The sequence below is a fragment of the Cupriavidus numazuensis genome (genome assembly GCF_905397435.1).
Taxonomy (GTDB): Bacteria; Pseudomonadota; Gammaproteobacteria; order Burkholderiales; family Burkholderiaceae; genus Cupriavidus; species Cupriavidus numazuensis.
In genome coordinates this window covers 1-13,407 of the sequence record NZ_CAJPVI010000053.1, presented here as the reverse complement: position 1 = coordinate 13,407, position 13,407 = coordinate 1, and the positions used below count along the sequence as shown (strand labels likewise).

Sequence of the window (13,407 nt, the reverse complement as noted above, 5' to 3'; positions counted from 1 at the left end):
TCAGGCTTCCTGATACATCAAGTAGATTATCATCGTTGCGAGTAAACCCCTAACGACTCTCAAGACGCGACACAGAAAGCACCGCATACCACCATGGCAACGTCAAGAACGAAAAAGACAACGAAGGACGTCGATCAGGCCGCCACGCCGGAAGTAGTGAATTCCGCGCCGATCCGTATTCCCTACCTCATCGGTCGCACCGATCGCATCGTCAAGCGCCGGCTGACCGAGGCACTCGCGCCGCATGGCATTACGCTGCCGTTCTTCACGGCCATGTCCGTATTGCAGGCGAGAGGCAGCCTGTCCAATGCGCAGCTGGCCGAACGGTCGTTCATGTCACCGCAGTCGGCCAACGAAATCGTCAAGATGATGGAGACCAAGGGCTGGATCGTGCGTGAGGCAGATCCGACGCACGGACGCGTCGTCAAGCTGAGCCTGACAGAGAATGCACGGGCGCTGCTGGCGCGTTGCGACGAGACCGTGAAGAAGCTCGAAGCGGAAATGCTGGAAGGCATCGATCCGCAACACGTGGATTTGCTTCGTCAATGGCTGACGCAATGTGCGCGCAATCTGCGCTGAGGATGATGAGATGTTGTTGCCTGGTCATCGGTCGGGACCGGGCCTTGTGCGAGACACGCTCGCACGATATCGACACGCTGACCAGCAAGCGCATCAGGCGGTCTCGCACCAACGCCAGGGCTGACTATGCGACGAAGCGGCGACCGTCTTCGCCTACGATGGAGGAATACCGGAGGCGGCTGCCTTCACTGCGAAGGGCGGAAGGGGGCAGCCTTACAGCACAGCATAGACTTGGGGAGGGTTGATCATGGCGTTGCTGCTGCTGCTCGCGCTGGTGACCAAGCATCTCGTATGTGACTACCTGTGGCAGCCGAGCTGGATGCTCGCCGGCAAGGACGATTTCCGGAAGCTAGGTGGCTACGCCCACGCGGGTCTGCATGGCCTGTGCACGGCTGCCCTGCTCGGGGGATTCGGTGTCACCTACTGGCTTTGGCTGGGCATCTCTGACACTGTCATCCACTACATGATCGATCGCTGGAAGGTGCGCCTCGGCCGACGCGCCAAGTTGACACCGAATCAGCCGCAGTTCTGGTGGGCATTTGGCCTGGACCAGTACGCGCACGTGCTGACCTACCTTGCCATTGTCTGGCTAGCTGGGATGCCGAACTGATTTGTGAGTTTTAGGCGAGCGCGCCGGCCGGTCGAGATTGCAGCCCTTGCCGCTCTCGAAGCGTGAACGGCATGCCGACAGAGACACCACGGATCTTCGCCGCCTGACTATGACAACGGGTTGCGCCTCTCACGGGACCACGCAGTCGTTCCTGCTATGCAAGCTTCCAGCGCCAGGTTCTGGCATTCGACTCCTCGCCACGTTTGGCCACCAAGTCACGCAGCGCAGCCTTGAGCACCTTGCCGTTGGCGTTCCTCGGCAACGCTTCCACGAACAGATACGCCTTGGGCCGCTTGAATCGGGCAATCCGGCGCAAACACCATTGGTCCAACTCGGACATGGTCACCTGCGTCCGGGCCTTGCGAACGACAACGGCCACCACTTCCTCTCCCCAGTCGGCGTGGCTGCGCCCGAGCACGGAGACTTCCGCCACGGCAGGATGCGTGAGCAGCGCATCCTCCACCTCGCGCGGGTAGACGTTAGAACCACCGCTGATGATCGTCTCCTTGCTGCGGTCCTTCAGGATAAGCCGGCCGTGTTGGTCCATGCAGCCGACATCGCCGGTATGCAACCAACCATTGCGCAACGTCCCCGCACTGGCCTCCGGATTATTCCAATAGCCTTGCATCACGGCAGCGCCGCGCACCAGCACTTCACCAATTTCACCCTCAGGGAGAGGGTCGTCGTGGGTATCGGCGATGCGAATCTCCACGCCTGGAAAGGCACGGCCAACGGAAGCCAGCACGTCGCGGTCGCCTGCAGCATGGCTCCGCTGACGTCTGGGCGGTAATCGTCATCGGACTTTCGCCCTGGCCATAGATCTGCGCAATTTTCGCGCCCAGACAGTCAAGCGCGGCGACTTCATCCTCCAGATAGAGGGGGGCGCCGCCGCAAACGATGACCTTGAGATTCGAGAGATCGGCACAGCTTCGGCGCACGTACTCGACCAGGCGGTTGAGCATGGTCGGCGCCGCAAACAGACTTGTTCGCGGGTACGCCGCAACGAGTTCGACCAGCTCGGCGGCATTGAAACCGCCCGAGGATGGAATGACTTGACTGGCACCTTCGGCGATGTGCGGGACGATGTAAAGCCCCGAGCCGTGGGACATTGGCGCAGCGTGAATGAGACGTCGCCTGGGACGATGCGCGTGACAGCGCCGCAATACGCTCCGGACATCGCGCTCAGATTCCCGTGCGAGAGCATGACGCCCTTTGGCTTGCCCGTCGTTCCGCTGGTGTAGAACAGCCAGGCAAGGGTATCCCCGACGACATCGGCAACCGGTACACCGGGCGCCGCAAAGAGGGCGTGATAGTCGGTGGAGTCGACAACGATGGTCCTTGCGTTTGTCACTGCATTCACATCGCTGACAAAGCAAACGGACGCACCACTGTCTCGTACGATGTCGTCGATCTCGCGCGGATGCAACTTGGCGTTGATTGGTACCGCACACAGTCCTGCATGCCAGATTGCGTATAACAACTCGACATACTGAGGACAGTTCTTCATGATGAGCACCACTCGGTCACCGGCATGCAGACCGAGCCAGTCGCGCAATCCCCCAGCGCACCGAGCGACGCGGTCGGCAAGCTGAGCAAAGGTCGAGAGCTGCTCAGTGCCGAGAAAAAGCGCGGCCTGAGCGGGGTATGCGCGGGCTGTGCGGACCAGCATATGCGCGAGGTTCGTGTTCATGCTGCCTTCCGTTGCCGTCGTTAGTGATTCGATTTCGGACTGGTTGGTGAGCCGGGGAAGCAAGCACGGCGATACAGCTCGCCTTTGCTCGCGCTGCCTCATAGGGCGCCCACTTCTTCATACGCCTTACTGAGTCCCAGCTCGCCCGTTCTCGGAGGGCAGGCTCGCCTGCCCTCCGATTCAGGCGACGCTTAATCCGACGCGCGCTCCGGCACCGGGAGATTCACCCACTCCTTGTAGAAGGCCTCGATGTCGGGCTCGAAGTCGTGGATCACGGGATACCACGGAGTAGGCGCCTCGACGTCGTGCATGGTGCCGCACGATGGGCAGTAGTATTCGCGATACACCTGCCACTGCGTGTCGGGGGCCATCAGCTTCGGATACACCTCGGTCATCGCCTCCTCCGTGTCCCGCACGTAGATCGAAGCATGGAGCTTCCAGTTCTCGCGGTAATCGCAGAATTCGTGACCGCAGTCGCACTTGACTACCCACTTTTTGCTCTTGGCCGACTGCACGATAAACATGTGCGGGCTGAGCGGTAGCACGATACGGTCAGGAAAGTTCACCTTGGCCTGCAGGGCCGCCAGGTACTGCGCGAACCGGCTATCGTCCTTGGGCATCGAGAGCATGCGGAAGGTGGTTTCCCAGTCAAGGGAGCCTTCGACGAGGTGGGCGACCTGTTCATTGGTGTAGGTTGACATGTTTCAGCTCCTGGATGCGGTGATTACTCTTCGACCTGGACGACAGTGGTGACGTCGGGCAGCAGGGAGAGGTCCATGCGGTGCTTGGCGCCGTAGGATGGCACGCCCAGCTCTTCTTCACGCACCTGCCAGTCGGCGGGCAGGTTCCAGAATTCCTTGAACTCCCGCGTGAACTTCTCAGACAGGGCAAAGCTGGTGGCGAACATGTGCTGCACCTGGACGGACCCGTGCTTGTTGAGAATGCGTTCGCGCTCTTCCTTCATCCATTCGCGCGTCGGCAACGCCCGGGCCAAGCGTTCCTTGCGAACTTCTGCACGGCGTGCTTGGGTCTTGGCAGCATTCACGGTAAAGACGCCCTTGTCGTCCTGGGTGAAGACAGCCCCATATACCTTCTGCGCGTAGGCCGGCAGCAGGAACTTCTGGTTGAGGTCCGCTTCGATGGCTTCCGGGTCCCGATCGAGGGGGTCGCCAAAGCCCGGCCCACCGCGCAGGTAGTTCAGGTACAGGTCATGGTTGGCGTAGCAGTCCTCCGTCGTGATGCACTGCTTGTCGCGCTTGACCTCGGCGGTGGCATCGATGTGGCGCTCGAAGTCGGGGTTGCCCGGGTCGATGTCGCCGCCGAGCGGCAGGGAATCGCCGATGGCGATGCGCTGGTCCAGGCCGGTCTTGTGCGCCTCAAAGCGATAGCCGGTCGCGGACGGGTAGCCGCCCATCATGCCCCAGTCGCTGTTCATGAAGCCGTTGCCCATGAAGAACATGGTCCAGTCCTGGGCGTTCCACACCATGCGCAGCGTCTCGAACCCGCAACCGCCTCGGTACTTGCCGTATCCGCCGGAATTGGCCTTGACGTTGCGCCCTAGGTAGAGCAATGGCTCCGCCATCTCCCAGATCTCGATGTCGCCCATGTCGCCTTCGGGGTTCCAGATCGCGGCGGCGTGGTTGAGGCCATCCTTGACGGCACAGGCGCCGGTGCCGCAGGAGCTGGCCTCGAAGCTGTTAACCGCGTGGATCTCGCCGTCCTGGTTGATGCCGCCGCCCTGCAGCCAGTTGGAAGTGTTGGCGTTGCCGGCGTTGACCTCTTCCAGATAGCCGCGGCTGAAGTAGGACTGCGACAGGCCGCGCCACAGCGCCGCCCAGCCCGAGACCAGGAAGTGCCAGGCATAGGCGTGGCCGGTGCGGCGGTCATCCGGGTTGCACCACGTGCCCTTGGGCAAGCGGAATTCGGTGGCGAAGTAGGCACCGTCGTTGATGCGCTGGGTGGGTACAAGGGTCTGGCACATCATCACCCAGATTCCGGAAGTGAATGCCACCTGGTGCGCGTTGAAGGTATGCCAGCCCCAGCGGCTCGCGCCTTCGAAGTCGAGGCGCCACTTGCCGTCCGGCTTGATGGTCATCTCCACCGGCGAGTGCATGATGGAGTCGAGCTTGGCGAAGGCGTTTGAGACCTGCACGTCGTCATGCTTGTAGGGCACGTCGACAAAGGAGACCTTGCGGTACTTGCCAGGCAGGGTCATCGCCTTGATGCGGCTCTGCAGTCCGCGGCGGCCTTCTTCGATGACCTCGTAGGCGAACTTCTCGTAGGCCTCGAGGCCGTCGGCACGGATCACTTCTTCGACCAGTTCGCGGATCATGTGGCAGCCGGCGATCCGGGTTTTCTCGTCGAGGATCCAGTATTTCGGCGTACGCACCGAGCGCTGCGACTCGTGCAGCCAGTCGCGCAGCGGCTCGTCGTTCACGCCGGTCTTGCGGCAAGTGATCATGTAGCCGTCGCCGAAGCGCTGGGTCTGCCCGGTGGACATCGAGCCCGGCGTCACCGAGCCGGTGTCGATGACGTGGGTCACGCCGCCCACCCAGCCGATCAGCTTGCCCTCCCAGAAGATCGGCACGATGGTGGCGATGTCGCAGGGGTGCACGTTGCCGATGGAGCAGTCGTTGTTGGTGAACATGTCACCTGGATTGATTCCGGGGTTGGCCTCCCAGTTATTCTCGATCATGTACTTGATCGCCGCGCCCATGGTGCCAACGTGGATGATGATGCCGGTCGAGGTCAGCACGCAGTCACCCACAGCGTTGTAGAGCGTGAAGCAGAGTTCGCCTTCCTGCTCGACAATGGGACTGGCGGCAATCTTCTTCGCGGTTTCGCGGGCATGCACCAGGCCGCCGCGCAGCTTGGAGAACAGCTTCTCATAGCCGATCGGGTCGCTGTCGCGGAACTCCAGCTTGTCGAGGCCGTTATAGTGGCCGGTGGCCTGAGTGCGGGCAATGATCGCGTCGCGGCACTCCTTGAGGGTCTTGCCGTCCTGCAGCAGATTGCCCAGGCCCACTTCCTTGTTGCTCATCATGTTCATGGCGTGTCTCCTTACTTCACTTCCTTGAGGTGGAACAGGCGGTGCTTGTCGACCGTCGTCTCGAAGCCATCCGGTACAACAAAGGTTGTGGCGTCCGATTCGATGATGGCGGGGCCCACGATGTGGTTGCCGGCCTTGAGCGCTTCCATCTTCCAGAGTGCGGCATCCACCCACTTCTTGTGGCGATAGAAGGGGCGGGGGCCGAGATAGGCTTCCCTGGGCGGCGTTGGGCCCGCATCCGGGTCTTCCGGCAGCACTGGCTTCTGGGTCACGACGGTGCCGCGCAGGATCGCGCCGGTGATCGAGAAGCCCAGTTCTGGCGAGCGCGCGGAACTGGCGTACACACGGCCATAGGTGGTCTCGAAGGCCTCGACGATCTTGTCCCAGTCGGCAGCGGTGGCAGCACTGGTGACCGGCGATACGATTTCGAGGTCGTTCAGTTGGCCCATGTACTGCATCTTGTAGCCGGGGATCAGCAGCACGTCTTCGGGCTTGTAGCCGTTGAGGACGAACTCGTCGATAACCTTGATGGCCAATTCGGACCAGGCTTCCTGCAAGGTCTTGCAGGCGGCAGCCTTGTCGCCGTCCGGTGCGAGTTGTGCGACACCGACGTCCACCGACTTGTCGTAGCGATATTCGAAGTCGGCGCAGGCGCAGCCGAACGCCGAAAAGCCGGCCGCCCAGGCGGGAACGACGACATCCTTGAAGCCGACGCCTTCGGTGTAGCCGTAGGTGTGCACCGGACCCGCGCCGCCGTAGGAGAAGCAGGTGAACTCCGCCGGGTTGTAGCCCTTCGCGCTTATGTTGGCGCGCAGGTACTCGGACAGGGTGAGGTCGAGCAACTCGATCACGCCGGCGGCAGCATCTTCCACCGACAGGCCGAGCGGATCGGCAATCTGCGCCTTGATATGCTGGCGGGCGCGTTCCACATCGAGCTTGATGGCACCGCCGAGAAAGTTGTCCGGATTCAGGTAGCCCAGCACCACGTGGCAGTCGGAAACTGAAACAGTGTCGAGGCCGCTTTCCGGCCAGCAGGTGCCGACGCGATAGCCTGCTGAGTCCGGGCCGAGCTTGATCGACTTGCTGTAGGGGTCCAGGCGCACGAAGCTGCCGGCACCGGCGCCGACCGAGTCCATGGCGACCAGCGGTAGAGAGAGCACGAGGCGAGCCATGTCCGGATCAGACTTGATGGCGAAGTTGCCCTTGGTGATCAAGGCCACGTCGAAGCTGGTGCCGCCGATATCGGAGCAGGCGATGTTCTCGTCGCCCAGTGCCTCACCGAGCAGCTTGGAGCCGATCACGCCGCCAATCGGGCCGGAGACGATCGTTCGTGCGAGTTCCTTGGCCTTCCAGCTGATGGTGCCACCGTGCGTGGCCATGACGCGCAGATCGAACTTGGCCCCGTGCTTGCGGAAACGGTCGCTGACCTTCTTCAGGGTCTGGCGCGACGGCTCCGCGCCGTAGGCCTCCAGGATGGTGGTGTTCATCCGGTGGCTCTCCTTGCGCGACGGGTAATAGTCCACCGAGGCGAAGACCGGGATATCGGCTTTCAGTTTCTTCAGCTCTTCGCGCACGATGTCGCGGGCGCGTTGCTCGCTGGATTCGTTCTTGTGGGATTGCAACAGGCAAATGACGATGGCCTGCGAGCCAGCCTCCACCAGCTCCCGGGTGGCCTGGCGGACTTCCTCTTCGCGCAGCGGGATCACCACCTGTCCTTGTACGTCGGTACGCTCTGTGACGCCACGGGTGCGCGAGACAGGTACCAGCGGTTCGTCATAGCGGTGCGTGTTCAGGTGGATGCGATCTTCCAGCGCATAACCCAAGTAGCTCTGCAGCGCGCGCCCCATCGAATGGATCTGCTCGAAGCCTCGATTGCAAATCAGGCCAACATCAAGGCCCTTGCGCATGAGGATGCGATTGAGCATGGCCGTACCGGAATAGACGCAGGTCACCAGTTCCGGATAAACGTCATCCACTGTCCGGTCCCAGTGTGCGAGCGCATCTTCGGACGAGTTATAGATGGCAAGGGATTCATCGCCGGGATTGCTTTGCGCCTTGCCGACCACGAAACGGCCATCCGAGCGCACGAAGAATGTGTCGGTCATCGTGCCACCAGCATCGATGCCCATCACCTGTACGGTGGACTGCGGTTGCATATTGCCTCCTGTCATTGGTGTCGTCGTAGTGGGATCTCCCCACGCCCAATGCATGGCAAGGCTCATGCCAAGGTGGCCCAGATCCAGCCAGAAAGGCTGGCTATGTGAAGAAAATCAATGAGTTGAAAGCACTGTTCGGTTGCGCCGCTAGTCGCATGGTGTCCGGACTCGGTGTCCGGATATTCGACGACTGCGCACGCGGGTGTCTGGGAATCGGACGCCTACTGGCGGGCTTGCGCTATCGATGCGGTATTGGTGGGCTGGCGAAGAACGCGTCGATGCCCGAGCGGTGCTCCGCGACCACGCCAAGGCTCTGGCCTTAGCTGTCAACGACGTGATCCGGCAATCCGTAGGGCATGCCGTTCACAATCGCCTTTCACTACGAGGCGAACGAACGGTGGTCACCGTAGGTGAAACTGGTGTTGGGAAATTTTTCGCCTGATGGATGGTCCCATCAAAGGCGTGACCATAAGCCACCTGATGGCTTTGACCGCGGCGCCGACTACATCAATCAGGAACTTCCAACCATCGATCTGATCGCTGCGGCTTTCGCCATACAGGCACCACATACAGAAGTGCTCGCAATTATTGGAGACCAACTGGTATCGGTCCTCGCCCAGGCGCGAGTAGGCGCGGCGAACAGCTTCGGGGCCATCGAACCTGGCGTCCGGGCTTTTCCTGACCCAGACGGCGTGCCCATGTGCAAACTCGGCGAGCGTGACCTCCTGCACTGGGCCTCGATGCAGCAACCGCGACAGCCCTGCGTAATGCACTACCCTCCCGTCTCCCGCATAAACACCGTGATGCGTATAGCCAAATCGCTCGGTAACGAGATGGCTACCGATCGTCATGCTCACTTTCGCGACTGATTCGCCAACCTGGCGCCCTGACCTCGTTGAATCTTTCATGGCCATCACCACGTTCCGCGGTCCCTCGTACAGCTGGACCGCATACGGCGTGCCACCAGCTCAAGCGAGAGGCATCCCCCAAGGACTGCGCCTTCTTTGATCCTGCACGGCCGACACCCGCGGTTTGCCTGTCCGGATTCCGGTCAGTCAAACTAGGGTGTCCGGTTTCCGGACACCCCAGCCCGCCTTTGCTGCAGAGCACAAATTATTGATTTAAAAGAGATTTGTTGACTTGGCTGTGGCATGGGGCTACGGTTACTCGAGCCAATTAACCCTGACCATCCCATGCCGTTTTCTCGTTGCGGCACCTTGATTCCCCGCATCGGCGATGAACCTCTCGTCGCCTCGGCCTGGGAGCGTTTTGTGCAAGACCCGTCTCTAGATGTGGCGGGCGTGCGCAGCGTCGTCCTGGCGTCGTGGCAGCGGAGTCGTTCTGAGGCCGTCGACCCTGCCAGGCACTCCGCACCGGGGGCGGCGTCCGATCGCATTGGCCAGCTGCAGCGTCAGAATCGGGACTTTTGCGATGCCGCGCGTCCGGCTCTCGAGGGCCTGCGCGATGTCCTGCAGGAATGCGGGACTCTGATCATGCTTTGTGACGCAGGCGGTACCATTCTCCGCATTGACGGAGGGAGCGGAGTCCGCAACGCAGGTGAAGGGATCAACCTGGCCGCTGGTGGCTGCTGGAATGAGGAAGTCATCGGCACCAATGCCATAGGCACCGCGATCGCGACCCGAACTCCGGTTCAGATCCATGCCAACGAGCATTTCTGCATGGACGTTAAGCGCTGGACCTGCGCAGCGGCCCCCATCATTGATCCTCTCAGTGGCGCCTTGCTGGGCGTTGTGGACGTCTCTGGTGTCAAGGAAACGCTTCATGGCCACACGCTGGGTCTGGTGCTGGCAGCGGCCAAGCAGATAGAGGGGGAACTGGCTCGCCGCGACGGTGCTCTGCATGAGCGCCTGCTAACGAAAGCCATCGACAGTTTTATCCGTTACGCCAACGACTACGTTGTGCTCGTCGATGCCCGGGGACGGGTTATTCGCGCCAACGGGAATGCGCCTCTCGCGCTCGAGATGCATGGCGTGAACTTGCCGCAGGGAATCGGCACTCAGCTACCAGGCCTCAATCTGGCACTCCCGGATATCGATCGGTCCTGCCAACGCCCACAGTGGCTATGCCCCGCATGGCTACATCCAGTAAAGGATCATGAAAGTACGCTGGGTACAATGCTTGTGATCCCGCTCGCGGCACGCCAGAACCGACCCACCATATCCTTGCCGCCGGCTCGGACACCACCGGCTGAGAGCGATGCGTTCGGCGAGATCATTGGTCAAAGTGAGATATTGGAAGCCACCAAGGCCCGCGCTCGCCGCCTCGCGCCGCTCGATCTGCCTGTGCTGCTTCTGGGCGAGACCGGTGCCGGTAAGGAACTCTTCGCCCGAGCGCTACATCAGGCCAGTCACCGCAGTCGGGGGCCATTTGTTGCCGTCAATTGCGGCGCCCTGAGCCGCGAACTCCTGGCCAGCGAACTTTTTGGGTATGTCGATGGCGCCTTTACTGGGGCGCGTCGTGGCGGCCTTCCCGGCAAGTTCGAGCAAGCGGAAGGCGGCACACTGTTTCTGGATGAAATTGGCGAGATGCCATTAGATATGCAGCCGCACTTGCTACGCGTGTTGCAGGATGGCATTGTGGTGCGCCTTGGCGATACCCGCGAGCGGCGCGTCTCGGTGCGTGTCATTGCGGCCACCAACCGTGATATGCAGGGCGAAATCACAGCCAGACGTTTCCGCGAAGACCTGTACCACCGCCTCTGTGCGGTCACGTTGGAACTGCCCGCGCTGCGCGACCGGCCTGGCGACATCGATGCGATCGTCGAGCATCTCAACAACAAGCTTGCGCAAAAGTATGGCTGTGGACCCAAGCAGCTGAATTCGGCTGTGCATCAGGCTCTTTTGAGCTATCGTTGGCCGGGGAACATTCGCGAACTCCAGAATACCTTCGAAGTTATGTTTGCGCTCTGTGAAGGCGACACGATCGACATTTCGCAACTGCCCCCGGCCATCGCATCGATGGCGAAGAACCCTCTTTCCATCCCGCCCTCGTCGATGGCCTCCTCGGCCGGGAGGCTTGAGGAACTGGAACGACAAGCAATTCTTAGCGCGATCGCGGATTCCCACGGAAATATATCCATGGCTGCTCGGACGCTGGGAATTTCGAGGAGCACGCTTTACGTCAAGCTAGCCGGGATGCGCGACCGGCCAGGCAATTCTTAAAGCCGCGCGGCGAGCTTGGACCGCGCGGTCGCTTACGACAACTGGTCCAGCAGCGCTGTGCTTGCCTTGGCGGAGCCAAAGCGCGGTTGAAGTGAAGTAGGGTCTTCCGCAATTTGCGTGACGACGGCAAACTCGCGTGGAGACCTTGTCGTCGTTTTTCCCGCCCCACTACCAACCATTCCTCTTTTTGATTAACGTAGGCAAGCCCGCCAGCCTCTTCCTGGACGCACGAACTCACGGCCTGCGATGGCGACTGGATTAGCGGGTGCAGCAGTACGAGCAGGCCGGCCATTTAGTTCGGCTTCAACACGCGCAGCCGCAGAAATTCGATATTCGCGCGGACATACATTTGGCGCTTGAGATCCTATGAGACATGGGACCGTCGACAAGCGCCGATGCTTAAAATCAGCGTGTCGTGCTTGGCTCACAGGAGCTTGTACCGTCAGGCACGCCCTTACTCTGCAATGGCGATGATCTGGTTCAGTTGCTCACAAGCAGCGGCAAAGACGTCCAAGGGAGCCTGCTTCCAAGGGTGGGCCTTGGCATGGCGGGCTCGCCAGTCGAACGACTTCGGTTGGTGAGCCAACACGTAGCTGTTCTTTCCCTTCGGCCCCTGAAACTTGATGGCAAATGGATTGGTCTCGTTATAGGCTGCCGTTGTCATCGGCAAGCCAATGACGATACTGGTCCGCTCATTAAACGGACGCGGTGAGAGCACCAGCATCGGATGCATGTCCTTCATCTCCCGGCCAGCTTGCGGATTGCAGTCGATCCAAATAATGTCACGTCGCTCAGGCACCCACAGCTTACCCGCCATTACATGGCCTCCGCACCGACACGCTGCGTGACCATGGCTTCCCCACCGTGCTGATTCGGGTCGAATAGCGCCAGCTTCTCCGCGAGCGTGAGAGCACGGCGGCCGACAGGCCTGACTGTGACACCGATCTCGTCGGCCGATACCTCGACTTGCTGTCCTTCAGCAAAGTGCGCGGAACGAGCCACCGCAGTGGGGATGCGGACGGCGAGGCTGTTGCCCCACTTTTGAATCGTCAGGGTTGCACTTTTGCGCATGATGGGTACTCCTAGCCATGTTGATACAAGTTTAAACGTTTCCATCAATTGTTTCAACAAGTAGATACGTGACTTCATTATGTCTTGTCGGCTCCACCCAGTATGATGTGGCTCCTACGTCGCCGCGTGACGCGCACCTTCCTCGCCGTGCAGGTACGCACTCGTGGTTGCAATCGAGCATGGCCAAAGTTGTCGCGCACTGTCGAGGAGGCGGAGGTGCGCGAGATCTTGCGGCGCGCGCTCAGCCAGCCGCCGGCTCGCGGCGGCGGCGTGATGCTGGCCGATCCTTGGCGGGATGAATACGGGCGGCTGAAGGCATCGGCAAGCGCGACCAGCCCCGCCGCTTGATCGCACCGGCGAACGATCGCCAAACTGGCCCGCTGCCGCGCGCGCCCGGGCTGCGGCCACGGCAGCGAGGGAGATCGACCGGTGGTCCTGCGCCGGTCGTCGACCAGGAATAGACCTTGTCCGGCGGGCCCGGCATGGGTTCATCCAGGAAATAGTCGGGCATGGTGGGAGCCCATGGCCGCTCGCACACAAGCGACCGCCAGGTGGACCTCGGCCATGGGCGTGCAAAACTAGTTGACAGCCATTCGCCATTGCGGCGGAGTAAGGGCCAGCTGGCGTCCGTCGCCCACACTCTGTGTGGAGCACAGTCGTTGAGGCGCACGGTCCGGCATGACTTGGGGCGGAGGGCTGGCCATGGCGTTGCCGCTGCTGTTCGCGCTGTTCACCAAGCATCTGATCTGCGACTACCTGTGGCAGCCGAGCTGGATACTGGCCGGCAAGGGCGATTTCCGCAGCCCAGGTGGTTATGCCCACGCGGGCTTGCATGGCCTGTGTACCGCGGTGCTGCTCGTCGGCTTCGGTATGACCCACTGGCTCTGGCTAGGAATCTTCGACGCGGTCGTTCACTACCTGATCGATCGCTGGAAGGTGCGCCTCGGCCGACGCACGAAGTTACTGACCGGCGCACTAAATAGTGCGTACGTTTGATCAGGCTGCGTAGCGAACATGCTTTTCCTGAAACAGGTTGCGAATGACGTGAGGCTGCTTCTGCCGGCGATGCA

Annotated in this window: 12 protein-coding genes and 1 pseudogene; 5 read left to right on the top strand and 8 right to left on the bottom strand. The window is 61.2% G+C overall.

The features are described 5' to 3' along the window. Positions 1-93 precede the first annotated feature (93 nt). Together KHO41_RS31715 and KHO41_RS31710 are read left to right on the top strand one after the other, a co-directional pair. The gene (locus KHO41_RS31715) at positions 94-579 is read left to right on the top strand and encodes a MarR family winged helix-turn-helix transcriptional regulator (RefSeq protein WP_211957208.1); all 486 of its coding nucleotides are present in this window, start codon (positions 94-96) and stop codon (positions 577-579) included. 247 nt (positions 580-826) lie between these two features. Then, complete coding sequence (locus KHO41_RS31710) at positions 827-1,189, top strand: DUF3307 domain-containing protein (protein WP_211957207.1); 363 nt, start codon at positions 827-829, stop codon at positions 1,187-1,189. Between the two features lie 154 nt (positions 1,190-1,343). On the opposite strand, the gene KHO41_RS41805 is transcribed toward KHO41_RS31710, so the two are convergent. The 6 genes and pseudogenes from KHO41_RS41805 to KHO41_RS31685 form a co-directional block, all read right to left on the bottom strand. Next, entirely contained in the window at positions 1,344-1,934 is a 591-nt protein-coding gene (locus tag KHO41_RS41805; protein ID WP_342344488.1) for a class I adenylate-forming enzyme family protein, read from the bottom strand. Continuing rightward, a pseudogene (locus tag KHO41_RS42005) lies at positions 1,858-2,858 on the bottom strand (class I adenylate-forming enzyme family protein). The gene KHO41_RS41805 and the pseudogene KHO41_RS42005 overlap by 77 nt, the downstream one beginning before the upstream one ends. Before the next feature lie 212 nt (positions 2,859-3,070). Continuing rightward, positions 3,071-3,580 (bottom strand): acetone carboxylase subunit gamma, encoded by a 510-nt coding sequence (locus tag KHO41_RS31700; protein ID WP_211957206.1) that lies wholly within the window; start codon positions 3,578-3,580, stop codon positions 3,071-3,073. Positions 3,581-3,603: 23 nt separating this feature from the next. Beyond that, complete coding sequence (locus KHO41_RS31695; RefSeq protein ID WP_211957205.1) at positions 3,604-5,928, bottom strand: hydantoinase B/oxoprolinase family protein; 2,325 nt, start codon at positions 5,926-5,928, stop codon at positions 3,604-3,606. A gap of 11 nt (positions 5,929-5,939) precedes the next feature. Continuing rightward, positions 5,940-8,084 carry a hydantoinase/oxoprolinase family protein gene (locus tag KHO41_RS31690; RefSeq protein ID WP_211957204.1) on the bottom strand — a complete coding sequence of 715 codons (2,145 nt, stop codon included), beginning with the start codon at positions 8,082-8,084 and terminating at the stop codon, positions 5,940-5,942. A 401-nt stretch (positions 8,085-8,485) separates the two neighbouring features. Beyond that, the gene (locus tag KHO41_RS31685) at positions 8,486-8,935 is read right to left on the bottom strand and encodes a lecithin retinol acyltransferase family protein (RefSeq protein ID WP_211957244.1); all 450 of its coding nucleotides are present in this window, start codon (positions 8,933-8,935) and stop codon (positions 8,486-8,488) included. A gap of 342 nt (positions 8,936-9,277) precedes the next feature. Here KHO41_RS31685 and KHO41_RS31680 point away from each other — a divergent pair, with 342 nt between their 5' ends. Next, complete coding sequence (locus KHO41_RS31680; RefSeq protein WP_211957203.1) at positions 9,278-11,266, top strand: sigma-54-dependent Fis family transcriptional regulator; 1,989 nt, start codon at positions 9,278-9,280, stop codon at positions 11,264-11,266. Positions 11,267-11,720: 454 nt separating this feature from the next. Here the strand turns inward: KHO41_RS31680 and KHO41_RS31675 are convergent, their stop codons facing one another. Beyond that, positions 11,721-12,083: a type II toxin-antitoxin system PemK/MazF family toxin gene (locus KHO41_RS31675; RefSeq protein ID WP_211957202.1), complete on the bottom strand. Its 363-nt coding sequence runs from the start codon at positions 12,081-12,083 to the stop codon at positions 11,721-11,723. After that, positions 12,083-12,337 (bottom strand): AbrB/MazE/SpoVT family DNA-binding domain-containing protein, encoded by a 255-nt coding sequence (locus KHO41_RS31670; protein WP_211957201.1) that lies wholly within the window; start codon positions 12,335-12,337, stop codon positions 12,083-12,085. The genes KHO41_RS31675 and KHO41_RS31670 overlap by 1 nt, the downstream gene beginning before the upstream one ends. A 189-nt stretch (positions 12,338-12,526) precedes the next feature. Between KHO41_RS31670 and KHO41_RS31665 the strand changes: the two genes are divergently transcribed. Continuing rightward, positions 12,527-12,685, top strand: a complete 159-nt coding sequence (locus KHO41_RS31665) for a hypothetical protein (RefSeq protein ID WP_211957200.1) — start codon at positions 12,527-12,529, stop codon at positions 12,683-12,685. A gap of 354 nt (positions 12,686-13,039) precedes the next feature. Beyond that, entirely contained in the window at positions 13,040-13,333 is a 294-nt protein-coding gene (locus KHO41_RS31660) for a DUF3307 domain-containing protein (RefSeq protein WP_244874124.1), read from the top strand. The last annotated feature ends 74 nt before the right edge of the window (positions 13,334-13,407 follow it).